Here is a 16608-nt window from a genome sequence, read left to right as displayed (position 1 = left end):
CCGACCGCGGTACGCCTCAGCACAGTTCCCGAGGCGCGGCGCCGACGAGGCGTTCGGCCCATTCGTCGGCCGTGAGCGGCGCCCCACGCCCCTGGCACACTGTTTCCCGGGCCCGGTCGACGTCGATGTCCCACGAGGCGATCCCACCGTTGGCGCCGCCGGCGACCAGCCGGCGGCCGTTGTCGACGAACCGTACGTCATTGACGCGGTCCAGCGACGCCTCGATCCAGGCGAACGGGCTGAGCTTCTCGTTGTCCCAGCGCCACAGCCAGATCCGGTTGTCGCCGGCGCCGGCGGCCAGGTAGCGACCGTCGGGGCTGACGGCCATGCCGTAGATCGCTCCCAGCGCCGTACTCTCCCCCGAGACCTGACGCGGATGCGCCGGATCGGCGAGGTCGTAGACGACGACCCGCCCGGAGTCCGTCCCGATGGCCACCGACCTGCCGTCGGGGCTGAACACCACCACTGTCCCGGTCGACCCGAGATCGGCCATGCCGCCGACGCGGGTGGCCCGGCCGGCGTCGTCGATCGTCCAGACACCGGCTGCGGCGTTGATGTCGGCGACGACCGCCAGGCGCCCGGTCGCGTCGATCCCCATGGCCTGCGGCTGGTCGACGTCGATCTGACCGGTGACGGCGAACGAGTCGCCGGCACGGCGTAGCACGAGGGCCTTCTGGCTGGTGATCGCGCTGGCCACGAGCGTACGTGAGTCCGCGGACGACCCGATCCAGCTGATCGACTGACCAGGGTCGACGGGCACGCTCACGGCTGGGGCGAAGGCGTCGCCACGGCGGTTCCAGACGACCACGTCGCCCTGCTTCGTCCCGCCCAGGACCGCCGATCCGTCGGCGAGCACGGCCGTCACGACCTCGTAGTCGCCCGCCGGATGGCTGCCATCGGGCGCGGAGGTCTCGGGATCGGGCAGCCGACGCGGACGGGAGGGGTCAGCGAGGTCCCAGGCGGCGATCGACCCGGTCCGGTCGACCGAGCTCAGCAGGTGCGTCCCCGTGGTGTCCGCGGATACCTGGAAGAGCCCGGTGGCGAAGTGCGTGAACACCGGATCGACCCGGGGCCACCAGCGCACGGTCCCGTCGCTGGCCGCGGACACCAGATGGTCCCTGGCGTAGATCGCCGCGCTGACGACGGCGGGGTGCGGATAACTGCGCAGCTGAGCGCCCGTCGTCTGGTCGAACTCGCGCATCGACTGGTCCGAGGAGGCGACCAGCACCCTGGCGCCGTCGGAGGAGAAGTGGACGTCGTTGATCCAACTGGTGAAACCGGTCAGGGGTGCTTGGGCCGTCGCCGTGTCACCGTCGAGCCGCCACCGTGATACCCGGCGGCCCCGCGACTCCCCCGCCGCCAGCCACTGTCCGTCCGGGGAGAAGGCCACGGCCTGGACGGCGGAGAGCGTCGTCAGGGGGCCCAGCAGGGTGGCCCGGTCCCCGTCCAGGACCCAGCGGGCGACTCCCTTGGCCCCCGCCGTCGCAAGCCGGGTGCCGGTCGGGTCGATGGTCAGGGCGAGGACGGGATCCTGCTGGGTCGCCAGCGCCGGCATCTCGTGCGGCGCCGTGGGGGTGCTGATGTCCCAGCGGCGGATCGATCCGTTCTGCATACCGGCGTAGAGCGTACGGCCGTCGGGGCTGAAGACCGCCGCGTACGTGGTGCCGGGCCCGCTGGACAGGGTGGCCAGCACGCGGGCGGGGGCGGCGGCGGCGTCGACCAGCCACAGGCCGTTCATGCCGCCGGCCGCGACCAGGGCCTGACCACCGACCGTGGAGACGGCGCCGGCGAACAGCGACTTGTGTGCCGGGTCGAGCGGGAGGACCTCGGGTGCGCCGCCGGCGGCGCCGCTGGCGGCCTGGCCGCGCCACAAACGCAGCGTGCCGTCGGGTTCCGGCTGGACGAGCAGCCGAGCGTCGGCGTCGACCGTCAGCTTGGTGGCCGCGGACGGTCCCAGGGCGCGGCGCGGGAAGGGCCGACCGGTGGCGCTGATCAGGGCGGAGGTCCCCTCCGGGGTGCCGGACCACTCGGAGGCACCCAGGGCGATCTGCGCGGCCAGACCAGGGTCCTGCGCCGACACCAGCGAGGACGACAGGGCCATCTGGCGCGACAGGGCCTGATTGCGGGTGTTCTGCATGTTGATGAGTGCCACCACAGCCAGGATCGCGAGCACCAGGACGCCGGCCAGGGCGCCGAAGGCGACCCGGGCCCGCAGCCGCAGGCGGCGGTTGGTCCGCACCTGCTCCTGCTCCAGGGCGAGGAAGTGGGCCCGGCTCGCCGCGACGAACTCGCGCTCCGCGGTGCCGAGCATCCGGGTGGTCGCGTCCTCCTCCAGCCCGAGGCCGAAGCGTCCGACCGGGATGAGCAGATCGTCGTCCCGGTCGTGCTCGGTCCACAGGGCCGCCGCGCGCGCCAGGTACGCGCGCGCCCGCAGGTCCTCCATGTCCTCCGCGACCCAGCCGCGCAGGCGGTTCCAGTGTTGCAGCAGGGCCTCGTGGGCGAGTTCGACAGTGTCGTCCCCGACGGTCAGCAGCCTCGCCCGCGCGAACCGCTCGACGACCGACCAGGCGACCTCGTCGTCCTGCAGCAACTCGAGCTCGAGGGGGCGGCGGACGGGGGTGTCGAGATCGACCCGGACCATCCGGAGGATCAACCCGCGGGCGATTGGCCGGGCCGCCTCGTCGAGATCGGCGTACGCGCGCTCGGCCGCCCGCTCGATGGCTCCGGCGACACCGCCGACGGCGAGGTAGTCGGCCGCGGTGAGGGTCTGGCCCTTGGCGGTGTCCCAGGTCTCGGTGAGGGCCTGGGAGAGCAGCGGCAGCGCACCACCGGCCCAGGTCCCGCCGGCCGCGCCGAGGTCGCGCTGCAGTACCGCGATCAGTCCGGGATCGACGACGACGCCGCGCAGGCGCGCCGGGCCGGTGATGATGCTCTCCGCCTGCTCGGTGGACACGGTCGGCAGCAGCAGGGGGTGCCCCAGGGCGGCCCCGAGCACCGTGTGTTCGGCGGCCGGGCCGAAGTAGTCGGAGCGCAGGCCGATCACTACGACATCGGGTGCGACGGCCTCGGAGGAATCCTGGCCCGCAGCCTCACCCCGGGCCACGCCGTCGGCGAGGACCCCTCCGAGCAGTGCGATCAGGGCCTCACGACGATCCTGCGAGGCAACGGTCCACAGTTCCTCGCACTGGTCGATCACCAGCACGGCGGGGAGTTCGGGGTGCGCCAGGCGCGCGGCGTAGGCGGCGCGCCAGCGCTCCTCCGGATCCTCGCCGGGAGTGAGGAGTGCGGCGTACCAGCCGTCCAGGGCGCCTCCCGGCGCGCAGGCGGTGCCGACCAGCCCGGCGCCGAGGAGCGACGACTTGCCACCCCCGGAGGGGGCCAGGAGGGCGACGACGGGTTGTCCCGCACCGGGCACGGCCGCCGCACGGACGCGCTCGACCAGATCTGCGAGCTCCTGCTGGCGGCCGAAGAAGACGTCCCGGTCCTCCGGAGCGTACGGTCGCAGGCCGACGTAAGGGTTGCCGGCGGCGGTCCCGGGGATCCGGCGGGCGTCCTCGACGGCCTGCCACCACTCCGGTCCGGTGTGGTCGGCGGTCAGCCCGAGCAGGTCCAGCACCTCGAGGAACGCCGAACGCAACGCCGGCGTGGGCAGGGACCGGCCCCCGATCCAGCCCTGCAGGGTGGCGACGGGCACCGTGCTGCGGCGGGAGAGGTCACGATACGAGAGCCCTGCCCGGGAACGTCCGGCCGCGAGCGCCTCCCCGAGGCCCCGCTTCGTGCGCGGAAGCCCAGCCCCGGTGATGGCCCCGGCGGCTGTCGTCGCACCCTCGTCCGTCACGTCCGTTGCCGACATGGCACCCCCGGTGTCCTCGGGCCCGCCCCCGCAGGCAGGTCCTCCCCTCGGACGTCAGCAGGATTCTAGGAGGCGGCTGTGGAAAGGGCTGCCAACAGGAGCGCTTCGGACAGACAGGCGAGACGGAAGTCTCCCAGGTGCAGCGACTCGTCGATGCCGTGCATCCGGGAGTCGGGGTCCGAGACCGCCGTGACGAGCACCGTGGCCGCCGGGAAGAGCTGCTGGAAGTCGGCCACCATCGCGATCGACCCACCCTGGCCGATCGTCACAGGTTCGCGGCCCCAGGCGGCGGTGAACGCCGCCAACGCGGCCTCGGCGTACGGGCCGACCAGGGGTGCCTCGCCCGGCGCCCCGAGCTCACCGCGCCTGACCTCGACCCGCGCCCCCCAGGGCGCGTGCGACTCGAGGTGGGCGACGAGCGCGTCCATCGCGGCGGCCGGGTCCTGCCCGGGCGCGAGACGCAGGCTGAGCTTGGCGCGCGCGGACGGCGCCAGGGTGTTCGAGGCGTGATCCACCGCGGTGGCATCGATGCCGATCACCGACACGGCCGGGCGGGTCCACAGTCGCTCGGTCACCGGCCCGTCACCGAGGTAGTGCACACCCGGCAGGACACCGCTCTCCTCGGCCAGCCGGTCGGCCGGGTACTCCAGGTCGGGCCCGGGACGCGAGACGAGACCCTCGATCGCCACGTTGCCCGCCTCGTCGTGGAGAGTGGCCACCAGTCGGCAGAGGGTGGTCAGGGCATCCGGCGCGACGCCGCCGAACTGCCCGGAGTGCAGGGCGTGGTCGAGGGTACGTAAGGTGACCGTGCAGTCGACCAGCCCGCGCAGGGTGGTGGTGAACGCCGGGACACCGACCGCCCAGTTGCCGGAGTCGGCGATGACGTACGCGTCGGCTGCCAGGTCGTCGCGGTACTCCTCCAGCAGGGCGTGCAGGGTCGGCGAGCCGACCTCCTCCTCACCCTCGATGAAGAGGGTCACGCCGACCGGCGGGCGTCCGTCGAAGGCGCGCAGCGCGGCCAGGTGTACGGCGACCCCGGCCTTGTCGTCGGCGGTGCCCCGGCCGAAGAGCCGATCACCGCGCTGGGTGGCGGTGAACGGCTCCGAGGACCACAGGGCCGGATCACCTGTCGGCTGGACGTCGTGATGCGCGTACAGGCAGATGGTCGGCGCTCCCTCGGGAGCCGGGTAGCGGCCGATCACCGCCGGCCGGCCGCCGGCCCGGACGACCCGGACGTCCGGGCAGCCGGCGTCCGCCAGCAGGCCGGCGACGGCCTCGGCACTCGCCTCGACGTCCGCGGCCCGCCCCGGGTCGGCGCTGATCGACGGGATCGCCACCAGTCGGGCGAGATCGTCGAGGACACCGGGGAGCACCGCCTCGACACGGGCGGCGAGGGCGTCACGGCTGGGGGTGAGGGTGTCGGCATCGGTCATGGCCCCACCCTAGGCCGTACGTCGGATCGGGCTGCGGCGCGGGTCAGGCGGGGACATTACCCATGATCTGCTCCAGCGTCGCGACCGAGCCGTGGCGATGCAGCGCCGTCAGCGCGGCAGCGTACGGCTCGGTGAACCGCGGATCGTCGACCACGTCGCCGAAGACCTGACGGTTGCGCAGGAAGGCGAGGACGTCCTCGCGGTTGCCCTGGGCGACGGCCCGCAGCTCGTCGGCCATCCGATCCACGATCGCGATCGGCTCACCGTGCTCGTCGACACCCTCGTCGTAGCGGGCCCAGCTCGCCACGATGGCGGCCGAGAGCCCCACCTGCCGGCCGGCGGCGAGGTTCTCCCGGACCACGGGCATCAGCCACTTGGGGATGCGATCCGAGCTCTCGGCGCAGAGCCGGGCCACAGTGTCGGCGACGTACTCGTTGCTGAAGCGCTCGATCAGCTTGTGCTTGTACGCGTCGAGGTCGACCCCGGGCAGCGGGGACAGGGTCGGGGTGGCCTCCTCGTCCATGTAGCGCAGCAGGAAGGTCGAGAACAGCGGGTTGCGGGTGACGTCGTGGACGGCGCGGTAGCCGGCCAGGTAGCCGAAGTAGCACAGGCCCTGGTGGCTGGCGTTGAGCAGCCGTAGCTTCATCAGCTCGTATGGGACGACGTCGTCGACGACCTGCACGCCGACCTTCTCGTAGGCCGGGCGTCCGGAGACGAAGGAGTCCTCGAGGACCCACTGGGTGAAGTCCTCGCAGACCACGGGCCAGGCGTCGTCGATGCCGTAGCGCTGGGCGACGTCGGCACGGTCGGCGTCGGTGGTCACCGGGGTGATGCGGTCGACCATGGAGTTCGGGAACGGGACGTTCTCCCGCAGCCAGGCGGCCAGGGCGGGATCGAGGGCTTCGGCGTAGGCCGTGAACGTACGCCGTGCCATGTCGCCGTTGCCTTGGATGTTGTCGCAGCTCATGATCGTGAAGGGCGCGATCCCACGCTCCCGACGCAGCGCCAGGCCGGCGCAGACCAGGCCGAAGACCGTCCGGGGGTGGCCCGGATCGGCGAGGTCGTGCCGGACGTCGGGGTTGTCCAGATCGAACTCCCCGGTGACGTGGTGGAAGTTGTACCCGCCCTCGGTGATGGTGAGCGAGACGATGCGGATGGCGGGATCCGCGAGCCGCTCCACGGCGGCCGCCGGGTCGTCGGGCGCGTAGACGTAGTCGACGATGGACCCGATCACCCGCTCCTCGCGGGTACCGTCCGGGTTCTTGACGACCAGGGTGTAGAGACCGTCCGAGGCCCGCAGGACGTCGCGCATCCGGGCGTCGGAGGGCATCACCCCCATCCCGCAGATGCCCCAGTCCAGGGCCTCACCCTGGTTCATCAGGCGATCGAGGTACATGGCCTGGTGGGCCCGGTGGAAGCCACCGACCCCGAAGTGGACGATGCCCGCCGTGACACCCGACCGATCGTAGGTGGGGACGGAGACGGGGGCCTCGACGGCGGAGAGGGTGCTGTTACTGAGGTGCATGGTGATCATCGCGTCCTTGCGAGAGTGCTGAACTGACACCACAAATCTAACATCGAACTCATCATAGTCAACACATATGTGTGAGATTTGGTTCGCATTGGCGCGATAACTTCACATGATCTATCATCATTGTTGTGGAAGACATCAAGGCTGATGCGACGTCCGAGGCATCCCTGACAGGGCTGACCCCGGCCGATCGCCGAGACGCGATGGCCGAGTACCTGCGGACACATCGCACCGCCCGGATCGAGGAGCTGGCCGGCCGGTTCGCGATCAGCCCGATGACCGTGCACCGTGACCTCGACCTGCTCTCCCGCACCGGCGTCGTACAGCGCGTCCGTGGCGGAGCCCGGGCGATGACCCAGCCGATGACCGAGCGCGACATCCAGATCCGGCGGCGGTTCCGCGCGACGGAGAAGGATGCCCTGGCGAAGGTCGCCGCCGGCCTCATCGACGAGGGGACCATCGTCGCCCTCGACGACTCGACCACGGTCGGCGCGATCGTCCCCCTGCTCTCCGGCCGGCAGCCCTCGACGGTCATCACGCACTCGTTGACCGCCATGGAGTACGTCGCCACGCACTACCCGGAGATGGTGCTGGTGGGGCTCGGCGGCCAGTACTACCCGGAGACGGGCTCCTTCCTCGGCCGGGCCGTGGCCGACCAGGTGCGCGGCATGACCGCCGACACCGTGTTCGTGTCGACCACGTCGATCAAGAACAACGCCCTCTTCCACCCGGACGAGGAAGCCGCCTCCACCAAGCAGGCACTGCTCGAGGTCGGCGACCGCAAGGTGCTCGTCGCCGACGCCAGCAAGTTCGGCGTCCCGGCCCTGTACCACGTCGTCGGCCTCGACATCTTCGACGACATCGTCGTCGAGGACGCCATCAGCCCCGAACAGCGCGAACAACTCGATTCGCTCGCCGCGACGATCCATTACGTCGCCAGCATCTGACCTACCCGAGGAGACACCGTGACCGGTCGTTACGTACTGGGCGTCGATTCGTCCACCCAGTCCTGCAAGTCCGTCCTGATCGAAGCCGAGACCGGCCGGATCGAAGCACTCCAGCGGGCGGCCCACCCGCGGGGCACCCAGGTTGATCCGCAGGCCTGGCGGACCGCGCTGTCCGCCTCGGCCGACGGCCTGCTGGAGCGGGCCGCGGCGGTGGGCGTGGGTGGCCAGCAGCACGGCATGGTCGCCCTCGACGCCGAGGGCTGCGTCGTACGCCCCGCCATGCTGTGGAACGACACCTCCTCCGCCGACGCCGCCACCCGGCTGGTGGCCGAGCTCGGTGGCCCACAGGCCTGCGCGGATGCCGTCGGCAGCGTGATGGTGGCCTCCCTCACCGCCTCGAAGCTGCGCTGGCTGCGCGATGAGGAGCCGGAGAACGCCGCTCGGGTCGCCTCGGTCATGCTGCCGCACGACTACCTCACCTGGCACCTGGGCGGCCGTGCCGAGATGACGACCGACCATGGGGACGCCTCCGGGACCGGCTACTACTCGACCGCCGAGCGCCGGTTCCTCCCCGAGATCGCGGAGCTCGCCCTGGGGCATCGTACGGATCTGCCGCGCATCGCCGCCCCGAACGAGGTCGTCGGCCACACCCGGCACGGCGCCGCCATCTCGGCCGGCACGGGGGACAACATGGCCGCCGCGCTGGGGATGGGGCTGCAGCCGGGCGACATCTGCCTGTCGATCGGCACGTCCGGGGTGGCCTCCGGAGTGAGCGAGCGACCGGTCCACGACGGTTCGGGACTGGTGACCGGCTTCGCCGACGCGACCGGACGCTACCTGCCGCTGGCCTGCACCCTCAACGGGGCGCGCGTCCTCGAGCTCGGGGCGACGATGCTCGGGGTGGATCTCGACGAGTTCTCCCGGCTTGCGCTGGCCGGCACCCCCGGAGCGCACGGCCTCGTCCTGCTGCCCTATCTGGACGGCGAACGTACGCCCAACCGCCCGCACGCCACCGGCGTCTTCCGCGGCCTGACCACGGCGACGTCCCGCGAGGACATCGCCCGGGCAGCCGTGGAGGGCCTGTTGTGCTCGATGTGGGATGCGGTCCTGGCGCTCCGCAACGCGACGGGGATGACCGCCGGTCGGATCTTCATGATCGGAGGAGGCTCACGCTCCGAGGCGGTCCGGCGGATCGCCCCGCAGGTCTTCGGCCAGGAGGTCGCCCTGCTCGCCGATGGCGAGTACGTGGCCCTGGGCGCCGCACGCCAGGCACTGTGGGCGCTCACCGGGGACGACACGCCGCCCGACTGGCCGGCTCCGGACGCGACGGTCCACCAGGGTGACGCCACCCCGGCGGTGCACGAGCAGTACGCGGCGCTGCGGGACGACACCGAGGGCTGGGACTGATCCCGGCCCACCACGAAAGCCGCACGAAGCAGCACGCGGCGCCGGGGCCAAGGGCCACCGGCGCCGCGTGCTCATGTCCTCAGGACAGGGTCATGCTCACGACAGGGCGGCCGGGATCGGTGCCTGCCAGGCCCGGCGCAACTCGGCCAGGTCGAGGCTGAAAGCGCCGACGACCTCGAGGGCCGCGGCGTCGGTGACCTCACCGAGGCGACCTGCGGGCACGCCGTGCTCGTCGCACAGCTCGGCCAGCCGGCCGGCCTTCTCCGGCGCCACCGAGACGACCGCCCGGGCCACCGATTCGGAGAAGAGCCCGACGAAGGCGTCCCCCTCGAGCCGGACGCGGACACCAGTCCCGTGGCGCAAGGCGGACTCGACCAGGGCCACCGCCAGACCCCCCTCGGAGAGGTCATGGGCGCTGGACAGCAGGCCCTCACGGGCGGCGGCGGCCATCACGCGGGCGAGGCGCTTCTCGGCCTCGAAGTCCACCCGGGGCGGTTCGCCGCCCAGGTGCTGGTGCACGACACCCGCCCAGGCGGAGCCATCGAGCTCCTCGCGGGTGGCGCCGAGCTGCCACACCTCGTCACCGGGGTCCGGAAGCCCATCGTGGTGTGCCGGGAGATGTCGTCGACGACGCCCAGCACGCCGATCAGCGGCGTCGGCAGGATCGCGCTGTCGCCGGTCTGGTTGTAGAAGCTGACGTTGCCACCCGTCACCGGCGTGCCGAGGGCCGCACAGCCGTCGACGAGACCCTTGATGGCCTCGACGAAGGACCACATCACCTCGGGATCCTCCGGCGACCCCCAGTTGAGGCAGTCGGTGATGGCGACCGGAGTGGCACCGGTGACGGCGACGTTGCGGTAGGCCTCGGACAGCGACAGCTGCGCGCCGAGGTAGGGGTTGAGCCAGGTGAAGCGGCCGTTGGCATCGGTCGACAGGGCGATGCCCAGGTTGGTCTGCTCGTCGATCCGCAGCATGCCGGAGTCCTCCGGCTGCGCGAGGACGGAGTTGCCGCGGACGTAGCGGTCGTACTGGTCGGTGACCCAGGACTTGTCGGCCTGGTTGGGCGAGCCGATCACCGCCAGGACCGTCCGGGCCAGCTCCTGGCCGTCGGCCGGGCGGGGCAGCGAGGCGGTCGTGTCGGCCTCGATCGCGGCCTGCGCGGCCCGCGGCTGCTGCGGCCGGTCGTAGGTCGGGCCGTCGATCGCTACCGTGCGCGGCGGCACGTCGACGACGACCTCGCCGTTCCACTCGATCACCAGCCGGTCACCCTCGGTGACCTCACCGACGACCGCCGCCTCGACATCCCACTTGGCGCAGATCTCCATGAACCGCTCCACGTCGCCGGGGTCGACGACGGCCATCATCCGCTCCTGCGACTCGCTCATGAGGATCTCCTCGGGCGAGAGCGTGTGGTCACGGAGCTGGACCGCGTTCATGTCCACCCACATGCCTCCGTCACCGGCGGCCGCGAGCTCGGAGGTCGCACACGACAGACCGGCGGCGCCGAAGTCCTGGATCGATGTCACGACACCGGCCGCGAAGAGCTCGAGGGTGCATTCGATCAGCAGCTTCTCCATGAAGGGGTCGCCCACCTGGACGGCGGGGCGCTTGCCCTCGCCCCCTTCGTCGAAGGTCTCCGAGGCGAGGATCGAGGCGCCACCGATGCCGTCACCGCCGGTGCGGGCGCCGTACATGACGACCTTGTTGCCGGCTCCGGTGGCCTTGGCGAACTTCAGGTCCTCGTGGCGCAGCACCCCGACGCACAGGGCGTTGACGAGCGGATTGCCGGCGTAGGAGGCGTCGAACTCCACCTCACCACCGATGTTGGGCAGGCCGAGGCAGTTGCCGTAGTCCCCGACACCCGACACGACGCCGGGCAGCACCCGGGCGGTGTCCGGAGCGTCGAGGGGCCCGAAACGCAGCGCGTCCATCACACCGATCGGCCGCGCACCCATGGCGAGAATGTCGCGGACGATGCCGCCGACACCCGTCGCGGCACCCTGGTGCGGCTCCACGTAGGACGGGTGGTTGTGGGACTCGGCCTTGAAGGTGACCGCGTAGCCCTGGCCGACGTCGACCACCCCCGCGTTGTCGCCGATCCCTGCCAGCAGCGGGCCGCGCGGGGTCTCCTTGGGCAGCACGGCGAACCGCTTGAGGTGCAGCTTGGAGGACTTGTACGAGCAGTGCTCCGACCACATCACGGAATACATCGCCAGCTCGCAGCCGGTGGGGCGGCGCCCGAGGATCTCGCGGATGCGCTGGTACTCGTCCTCCTTGAGTCCGAGCTCAGCCCAGGGCTGCTCGACGTCGGGGGTCTCCTGCGCGTTCTTCACAGTGTCGGCCACGGGCCCAATCTATCCGGTCACCGAGGCTCGCGGCGCGCCCCCCGTGGGAATCGATACGCCGCGCTGTGAGCGATCAGGCCCGCGGCGGACGCCGCCGCAGCACCGCGTACGTGACGAGACCGGCCAGCAGACCCCAGAACGCGGCCACGATCCCGAAGGGGTGGACGCCCGACAGGGAGACCACCAGCGTGACCAGGGCCGCCTCGATCACCCCGGGGCCGTGGCCCCCTCCTGCATCGTCCCGTGCAGGGCGTTCTGGGCCGGGACCAGCAGGGCCACCCCGGCCAGAGCGGTGAGCATGGCGGGCGGGATCGCCGCGAACAGGCCGACGATCATCGTGGCGAGGAAGCCGCCGAGCACGTAGAAGACGCCGGTCGAGACCCCGGCGACGTAGCGGCGGCGCTTGTCCGGGTGCGACTCGCCGCTCGTGGCGATGGCCGCGGTGACGGCCGCCAGGTTGAGCGCGTGGGCACCGAAGAAGGCGAAGACGATCGACACGATGCCGGAGCCGGTGAGCAGCAGCCGATCGTTCGGCTCGAACCCGGAGGCGCGCATGACGATCAGCCCCGGAGCGTTCTGGCCGGCTTGGGTGACGATGAACAGCGGCAGCCCGATGCCCAGGATCGATCCCAGCGTGAAGTGCGGGACCAGCAGCATCGGCACGGTGATGCCGGGGTGCACGGCGAACGTGCCGGACGTTCCCGTGGCGGCGGCGAGGACGGCGCCGAGCGCCATCGCCCCGAAGACGGCGTACCGCGGCAGGAACCGGCGACCGATGAGGTAGCCGACGACGATGCCACCGGCCACGACCGGTGCGCTGACGACGGCACCCGCCACGGTGATGCCGAAAGGCAGCAGTACCCCGGCCAGCACCGCCTGCGTGATCGGGCGCGGCACCATCGCCAGGAGGCGCCCGATCAGCCCTGTGGCCCCGAGCAGGGCGCTGAGTGCACCACAGACGATGTAGGCGCCGATCGCCTCGTTGAGGGTGTAGCTGCCGAGCATGGCCATCAACACCGCCGCACCGGGGATCGACCAGGCGATCATCACCGGTTGGCGGGTGACAAGGCTGCCGAGGATGCAGGCCACTCCCGACCCGACGGAGATGGCCCAGACCCACGAACTCGTCAGGTCCGCCGACAGGCCGCCCGCGCGAGCAGCCTGCAGCACCACCAGGAGCGGCCCGGCGTAGGAGATGGCGACGGCGACGAAACCGGCGACGACGGCCGACAGCGACACTTCCCCGCGCAGGGTGCGCCGCGGCCGCTCCTCGATCCTCGTGGAGGCCTGCGGGCTCTCCGTCCGGGTCACCGTCTGCCGGTCCATGTCCGCGTCCTTGTCCTGTGGGCATCCGTCGGGCGCCACGAGGACAGGGCGAGCCGCAACCATGTGGCGTCGATCACAGTAATCCGCTCACTACGGCCGGCTCCGGGCCGTGCCGAGGAGGAGCACCCCACGGGGAGTCACTGGCGGAACGTCGGGGACGCGGCCGGGGGTTCCGCCAGGCCGGCCGGCAGGCCAGCCGGCGGGTCAGCCGTTCTCGGCCGCCACCTGCTCGAGGACGGTCAACTGCGCCCGCGCGGCCCGTTCGGCCGCATCGGCGTGCTCGAGGACCAGCCGGCGCAGGGCGCCAGGAGCGCCGGTGTGCTCGTCGAGCCACCGGTGGGCCGCCGCGACGACCGGCTGGTCGACCGCCTCCCGGGTGAGGTCCACGTCGACGACCGCCGGAAACAGGCCACTGACCAGCCGGGTGGCGATCTCGATCGGGAACCGTTCCCACCACCGGGTGAGCCGGCTCCAGTACGGCTCGGCGAACTCCGCGACGAGGTCGCGGTGACCCGGCATCGTCCAGCCGGCCAGCGCGGCGCTGATCTCCTCGTTCGACCACTCCGAGGGGTACCGCTGCACCTGTTCCCAGGCCCAGGCCCGGACGCGGGCGTCAGGGCGCCCTACCCGGGCGGTGAGCCGATGGGCGCGGGCCCGGGCGGTCGGCTCCGCCGCGAGGGCGGCGTCGAGTTCGGCGTCGTCGACACGGTCCAGCCCCGCCAGGGCGATCAGCGTGCGCCAGCGCAGCTCCGACCCGATCTCGAGCCCCTCGGGGGCGGGGCCGTCGAGTAGCAGGCCGAGCCGGGCGGCGACACCGGGGGCGTCCTCGGCTCCGACCTGGCCGCCGAACAGGGTGGCGGCGCGGGCCCAGGCGAGCTGCTGGTCCGAGCCCGGGTCGGCGCCGACCAGCCGAGTCCAGGCGCCGTCGAACGCGTCAGCCCAGGCGGCCTCACGAAGGCATCGGGGCAGCAGATCGGAGACGCCGGTGGCCACATCACCGACCAGGTGGGGCAGCAGGACGGTGGCACCCTCGTCGTCGCGGCCGTCCAGTCGGCCGGCGTGCTGCAGCACCGCGGCGATGAAGCGGGTGGCCGGGAGGCGGGCATCGCGGACGTCGTTCCAGAGGGCCGCCCAGACCTGCGACTGCGCGAGCGGGTCGACCATCCCACCGGCGTACGTCAGCGCCGTGTCGCGGCTGGCCGGGTCGAGGCGGGTGAGGGCGTACGTCAGGTCGTCGTCGTTGGGCAGCACCAGTCGGGGCCTCTCCCCTGCCGGGTCGGCGTCGACGAGGTCGATGTCGACCCCGTCACCGACGAGATCGGCCTCGGCCCGGTGGGTGCGCAGCAACCGCCCGGTGCTGTCCGGCAGGTACAGACCGACCGAGAGCCGGTGCGGGCGGCGGGCGGTATCGGGGGAGGTCCGGCGCAGGTGGATGATCCCCTCCGGCCCGGGGCCCTCGGTCGTCAGCTCGTCGACACCGGAGGTCTGCAGCCACTGTTCGGCCCAGGCCCGCAGGTTGCGCCCGGACACCTCCTCCAGCGCGTCCAACAGGTCGACAAGGCGCGCGGCACCGAAGGCATGGCGGGCGAAGTAGAGCCGGGCACCGGAGAAGAACGCCTCGTCCCCGACGTACGCCACCAACTGCTTGAGCACCGCGGCGCCCTTCGCGTAGGTGATGCCGTCGAAGTTCTGCCTGGCCGCCTCCAGGTCGGGGATGTCGGCCGCGACGGGATGGGTGGTCGGTCGGCGGTCCGCGGCGTACGCCCATGCCTTGCGCGCCCCGGCGAAACTGACCCAGGCCTCCGGATGGTCATCGGCCTCGACGCTGGACCGCACTCCCATGTACTCGGCGAAGGACTCCTTCAGCCAGAGGTCGTCCCACCAGGCCGGGGTGACCAGGTCACCGAACCACAGGTGGGCCATCTCGTGCAGCATCGTGTTGGAGCGCTGCGCGAGCTCCTGACGGGTCGGGCGGGAGGTGAAGAGGTACTTCTCGTTGAAGGTGATGCAGCCCGGGTTCTCCATCGCCCCGATGTTGTACTCGGGGGCGAAGAGCTGGTCGTACTTCCCCCAGGGATAGGGGAACCCGAAGAGCTGGTGGTAGTGGTCGAGACCCCGCTTGGTGGTGTCGAAGAGCGCGTCGGCGTCGAGGTGCTGAGCCAGGGAGGCGCGGCACCACAGGCCCAGCGGGACCTCGAGGGTGCTCGCTCCGACCCGGCGGGTCCACACGTCGTGGACGTGGTGCCAGGGCCCGGCGCACACCGCCGTGAGGTACGTCGACAGCGGAGGGGTGGGCTGGAACGTCGTCCGGACCGCCTCGTCCCCGACCGGGACCGCCGACGCGACAGGCATGTTGGCGACGACCGACCAGCCCGCCGGGGCCGTGACGTGGACGATCCGGGTCGCCTTGAGGTCGGGCTGCTCGAAGGTGGCGAAGATCCGCCGCGCATCGGCCGGCTCGAGGTGCGAGTAGAGATAGGTCTCCCCGTCGAGCGGGTCGACGAACCGGTGGAGGCCCTGACCGGTGCGGGAGTACGCAGCCACCGCCCGCACGGTCACCCGATTGGTACGGTGCGGCGCCAGGCCGGTCAGCCGTAGGGCCGCACCGTCCCACACCTGGCTCGGGTCGAGCGCGCGGCCGTTCACCTCGACGCCCTCGACCGACTCGCCGAGGAAGTCGAGTCGGACGTCCTCCTGCTCACTGAGGAAGGTGATCGTGGTGACGGACCCGAAACCTGTCCGTTCCGGGTCCGCGGCACCGGTGAGGTCCAGGTCGACGTCGTAGGCATGGACCTCGAGATTCGCGGACCGCTGTTCCGCCTCGGCCCTGGTCAGGTTCGCGCTGCTCACCCGGATCAGCCTAGTCACCCGCCGCCGGCCGGACCGCGGGCCCGCCGGCCGGCTCAGTGCCGAGGCGGCACGATGTGGTTCTCCAGCCGGCCCAGTCCGTCCACCTCGACCTCGACGACGTCCCCCGGGCGGAGGAAGACCTGCGGGTCGCGGGCCAGGCCGACGCCACCGGGGGTGCCGGTCAGCAGCAGGTCGCCGGGGCGCAGGGTGATGATCGTCGACAGGTACGCGACTAGCCTCGCCGCGGTGAACACCAGGTCACCCGTGTTCGCCTCCTGCATCAGTCTGCCGTTGACCTTCGTGGTGATCGCGGCGTGCTCGGGGTCGAACTCGTCGGGAGTGACGAGCACGGGGCCGACCGGGGTCGCCGACTGCCAGATCTTGCCCTGCAACCACTCCCCGGTCCGACGCTGGTAGCCACGCATGGACACGTCGTTGACCACGGTGTAGCCGGCGATGTGATCGGCGGCCTCCGCCTCGGTGACCCGGTAGGCGTCCTGGCCGATGACCACGCCCAGTTCGCACTCCCAGTCCAGCATCGGGTCCTCCGCCGGAGCCACCACGTCGTCGTACGGTCCGGTGAGGCTGTCCGCGAACTTCGCGAAGAGCGTCGGATGCTCGGGCAGCTCACGGCCCATCTCGCGGATGTGGGTGGCGTAGTTGAGACCGGCGCAGATCACCTTGCCCGGAGCCGGCAACAGCGTCGCCAGCTCGGCCCGTGCCGCGGGGACCACGTCACCCGCCGCAGCTGCGGCGATCTCGGTCCAGTCGGGCTCGCAGAGCAGTTCACTGAGGTCCTCACAGCCCTCGATCAGGGTGTAGTGATCGCCGTCCAGGCGGGCGGCGACGGTGCCGGTGGACGTACGCAGGGTGGCGAGGCGCATCGGGACGTTCCTTCGGAATCGGGTCGTGTCGG

The 16608-nt window shown here is 71.8% G+C and carries 9 protein-coding genes and 1 pseudogene; 2 read left to right on the top strand and 8 right to left on the bottom strand.

The window, feature by feature from the left end:
- Positions 1 to 16 precede the first annotated feature (16 nt).
- The 3 genes from Rai3103_RS09380 to Rai3103_RS09370 all read right to left on the bottom strand — a co-directional run bounded on the left by Rai3103_RS09380 (position 17) and on the right by Rai3103_RS09370 (position 6820).
- Positions 17 to 3853 (bottom strand): nSTAND1 domain-containing NTPase, encoded by a 3837-nt coding sequence (locus Rai3103_RS09380; RefSeq protein ID WP_153572381.1) that lies wholly within the window; start codon positions 3851 to 3853, stop codon positions 17 to 19.
- 65 nt (positions 3854 to 3918) lie between these two features.
- Positions 3919 to 5286 (bottom strand): dipeptidase, encoded by a 1368-nt coding sequence (locus Rai3103_RS09375; protein ID WP_153572380.1) that lies wholly within the window; start codon positions 5284 to 5286, stop codon positions 3919 to 3921.
- Positions 5287 to 5329: 43 nt separating this feature from the next.
- Positions 5330 to 6820, bottom strand: a complete 1491-nt coding sequence (locus Rai3103_RS09370) for a mannitol dehydrogenase family protein (RefSeq protein WP_228488822.1) — start codon at positions 6818 to 6820, stop codon at positions 5330 to 5332.
- 125 nt (positions 6821 to 6945) lie between these two features.
- Between Rai3103_RS09370 and Rai3103_RS09365 the strand changes: the two genes are divergently transcribed.
- Both Rai3103_RS09365 and xylB read left to right on the top strand, forming a co-directional pair.
- Positions 6946 to 7764, top strand: coding sequence for a DeoR/GlpR family DNA-binding transcription regulator (locus Rai3103_RS09365; protein ID WP_153572379.1), 819 nt, complete (start codon positions 6946 to 6948; stop codon positions 7762 to 7764).
- 18 nt (positions 7765 to 7782) lie between these two features.
- Complete coding sequence (gene xylB / locus Rai3103_RS09360; RefSeq protein ID WP_153572378.1) at positions 7783 to 9171, top strand: xylulokinase; 1389 nt, start codon at positions 7783 to 7785, stop codon at positions 9169 to 9171.
- A 96-nt stretch (positions 9172 to 9267) separates the two neighbouring features.
- On the opposite strand, the pseudogene purL reads toward xylB, so the two are convergent.
- The 5 genes and pseudogenes from purL to Rai3103_RS09340 form a co-directional block, all read right to left on the bottom strand.
- Positions 9268 to 11516, bottom strand: a pseudogene (purL, locus tag Rai3103_RS09355) (phosphoribosylformylglycinamidine synthase subunit PurL).
- Positions 11517 to 11589: 73 nt separating this feature from the next.
- Complete coding sequence (locus Rai3103_RS18510) at positions 11590 to 11727, bottom strand: benzoate/H(+) symporter BenE family transporter (RefSeq protein WP_277872961.1); 138 nt, start codon at positions 11725 to 11727, stop codon at positions 11590 to 11592.
- On the bottom strand, positions 11724 to 12842 hold the full coding sequence (locus Rai3103_RS09350; protein ID WP_277872960.1) for a benzoate/H(+) symporter BenE family transporter: 1119 nt from the start codon (positions 12840 to 12842) through the stop codon (positions 11724 to 11726). Before Rai3103_RS09350 ends, Rai3103_RS18510 begins: the two co-directional genes overlap by 4 nt.
- Positions 12843 to 13046: 204 nt before the next feature.
- Positions 13047 to 15692: an aminopeptidase N gene (gene pepN / locus Rai3103_RS09345; protein WP_153572377.1), complete on the bottom strand. Its 2646-nt coding sequence runs from the start codon at positions 15690 to 15692 to the stop codon at positions 13047 to 13049.
- Between the two features lie 53 nt (positions 15693 to 15745).
- Positions 15746 to 16576 carry a fumarylacetoacetate hydrolase family protein gene (locus Rai3103_RS09340; RefSeq protein WP_153572376.1) on the bottom strand — a complete coding sequence of 277 codons (831 nt, stop codon included), beginning with the start codon at positions 16574 to 16576 and terminating at the stop codon, positions 15746 to 15748.
- Positions 16577 to 16608 lie beyond the last annotated feature (32 nt).

Source organism: Raineyella fluvialis, assembly GCF_009646095.1.
Lineage (GTDB): Bacteria > Actinomycetota > Actinomycetes > Propionibacteriales > Propionibacteriaceae > Raineyella > Raineyella fluvialis.
Note: the sequence above shows the minus strand (reverse complement) of the source record. Positions and strands in the feature narration are given on the sequence as shown.

What these genes read in the sequence shown, in the direction of transcription:
- Rai3103_RS09380 (WP_153572381.1), bottom strand. Translation starts at nt 3,853, where the DNA reads ATGTCGGCAACGGACGTGACGGACGAGGGTGCGACGACAGCCGCCGGG.
- Rai3103_RS09375 (WP_153572380.1), bottom strand. Translation starts at nt 5,286, where the DNA reads ATGACCGATGCCGACACCCTCACCCCCAGCCGTGACGCCCTCGCCGCC.
- Rai3103_RS09370 (WP_228488822.1), bottom strand. Translation starts at nt 6,820, where the DNA reads ATGATCACCATGCACCTCAGTAACAGCACCCTCTCCGCCGTCGAGGCC.
- Rai3103_RS09350 (WP_277872960.1), bottom strand. Translation starts at nt 12,842, where the DNA reads ATGGACCGGCAGACGGTGACCCGGACGGAGAGCCCGCAGGCCTCCACG.
- Rai3103_RS09340 (WP_153572376.1), bottom strand. Translation starts at nt 16,576, where the DNA reads ATGCGCCTCGCCACCCTGCGTACGTCCACCGGCACCGTCGCCGCCCGC.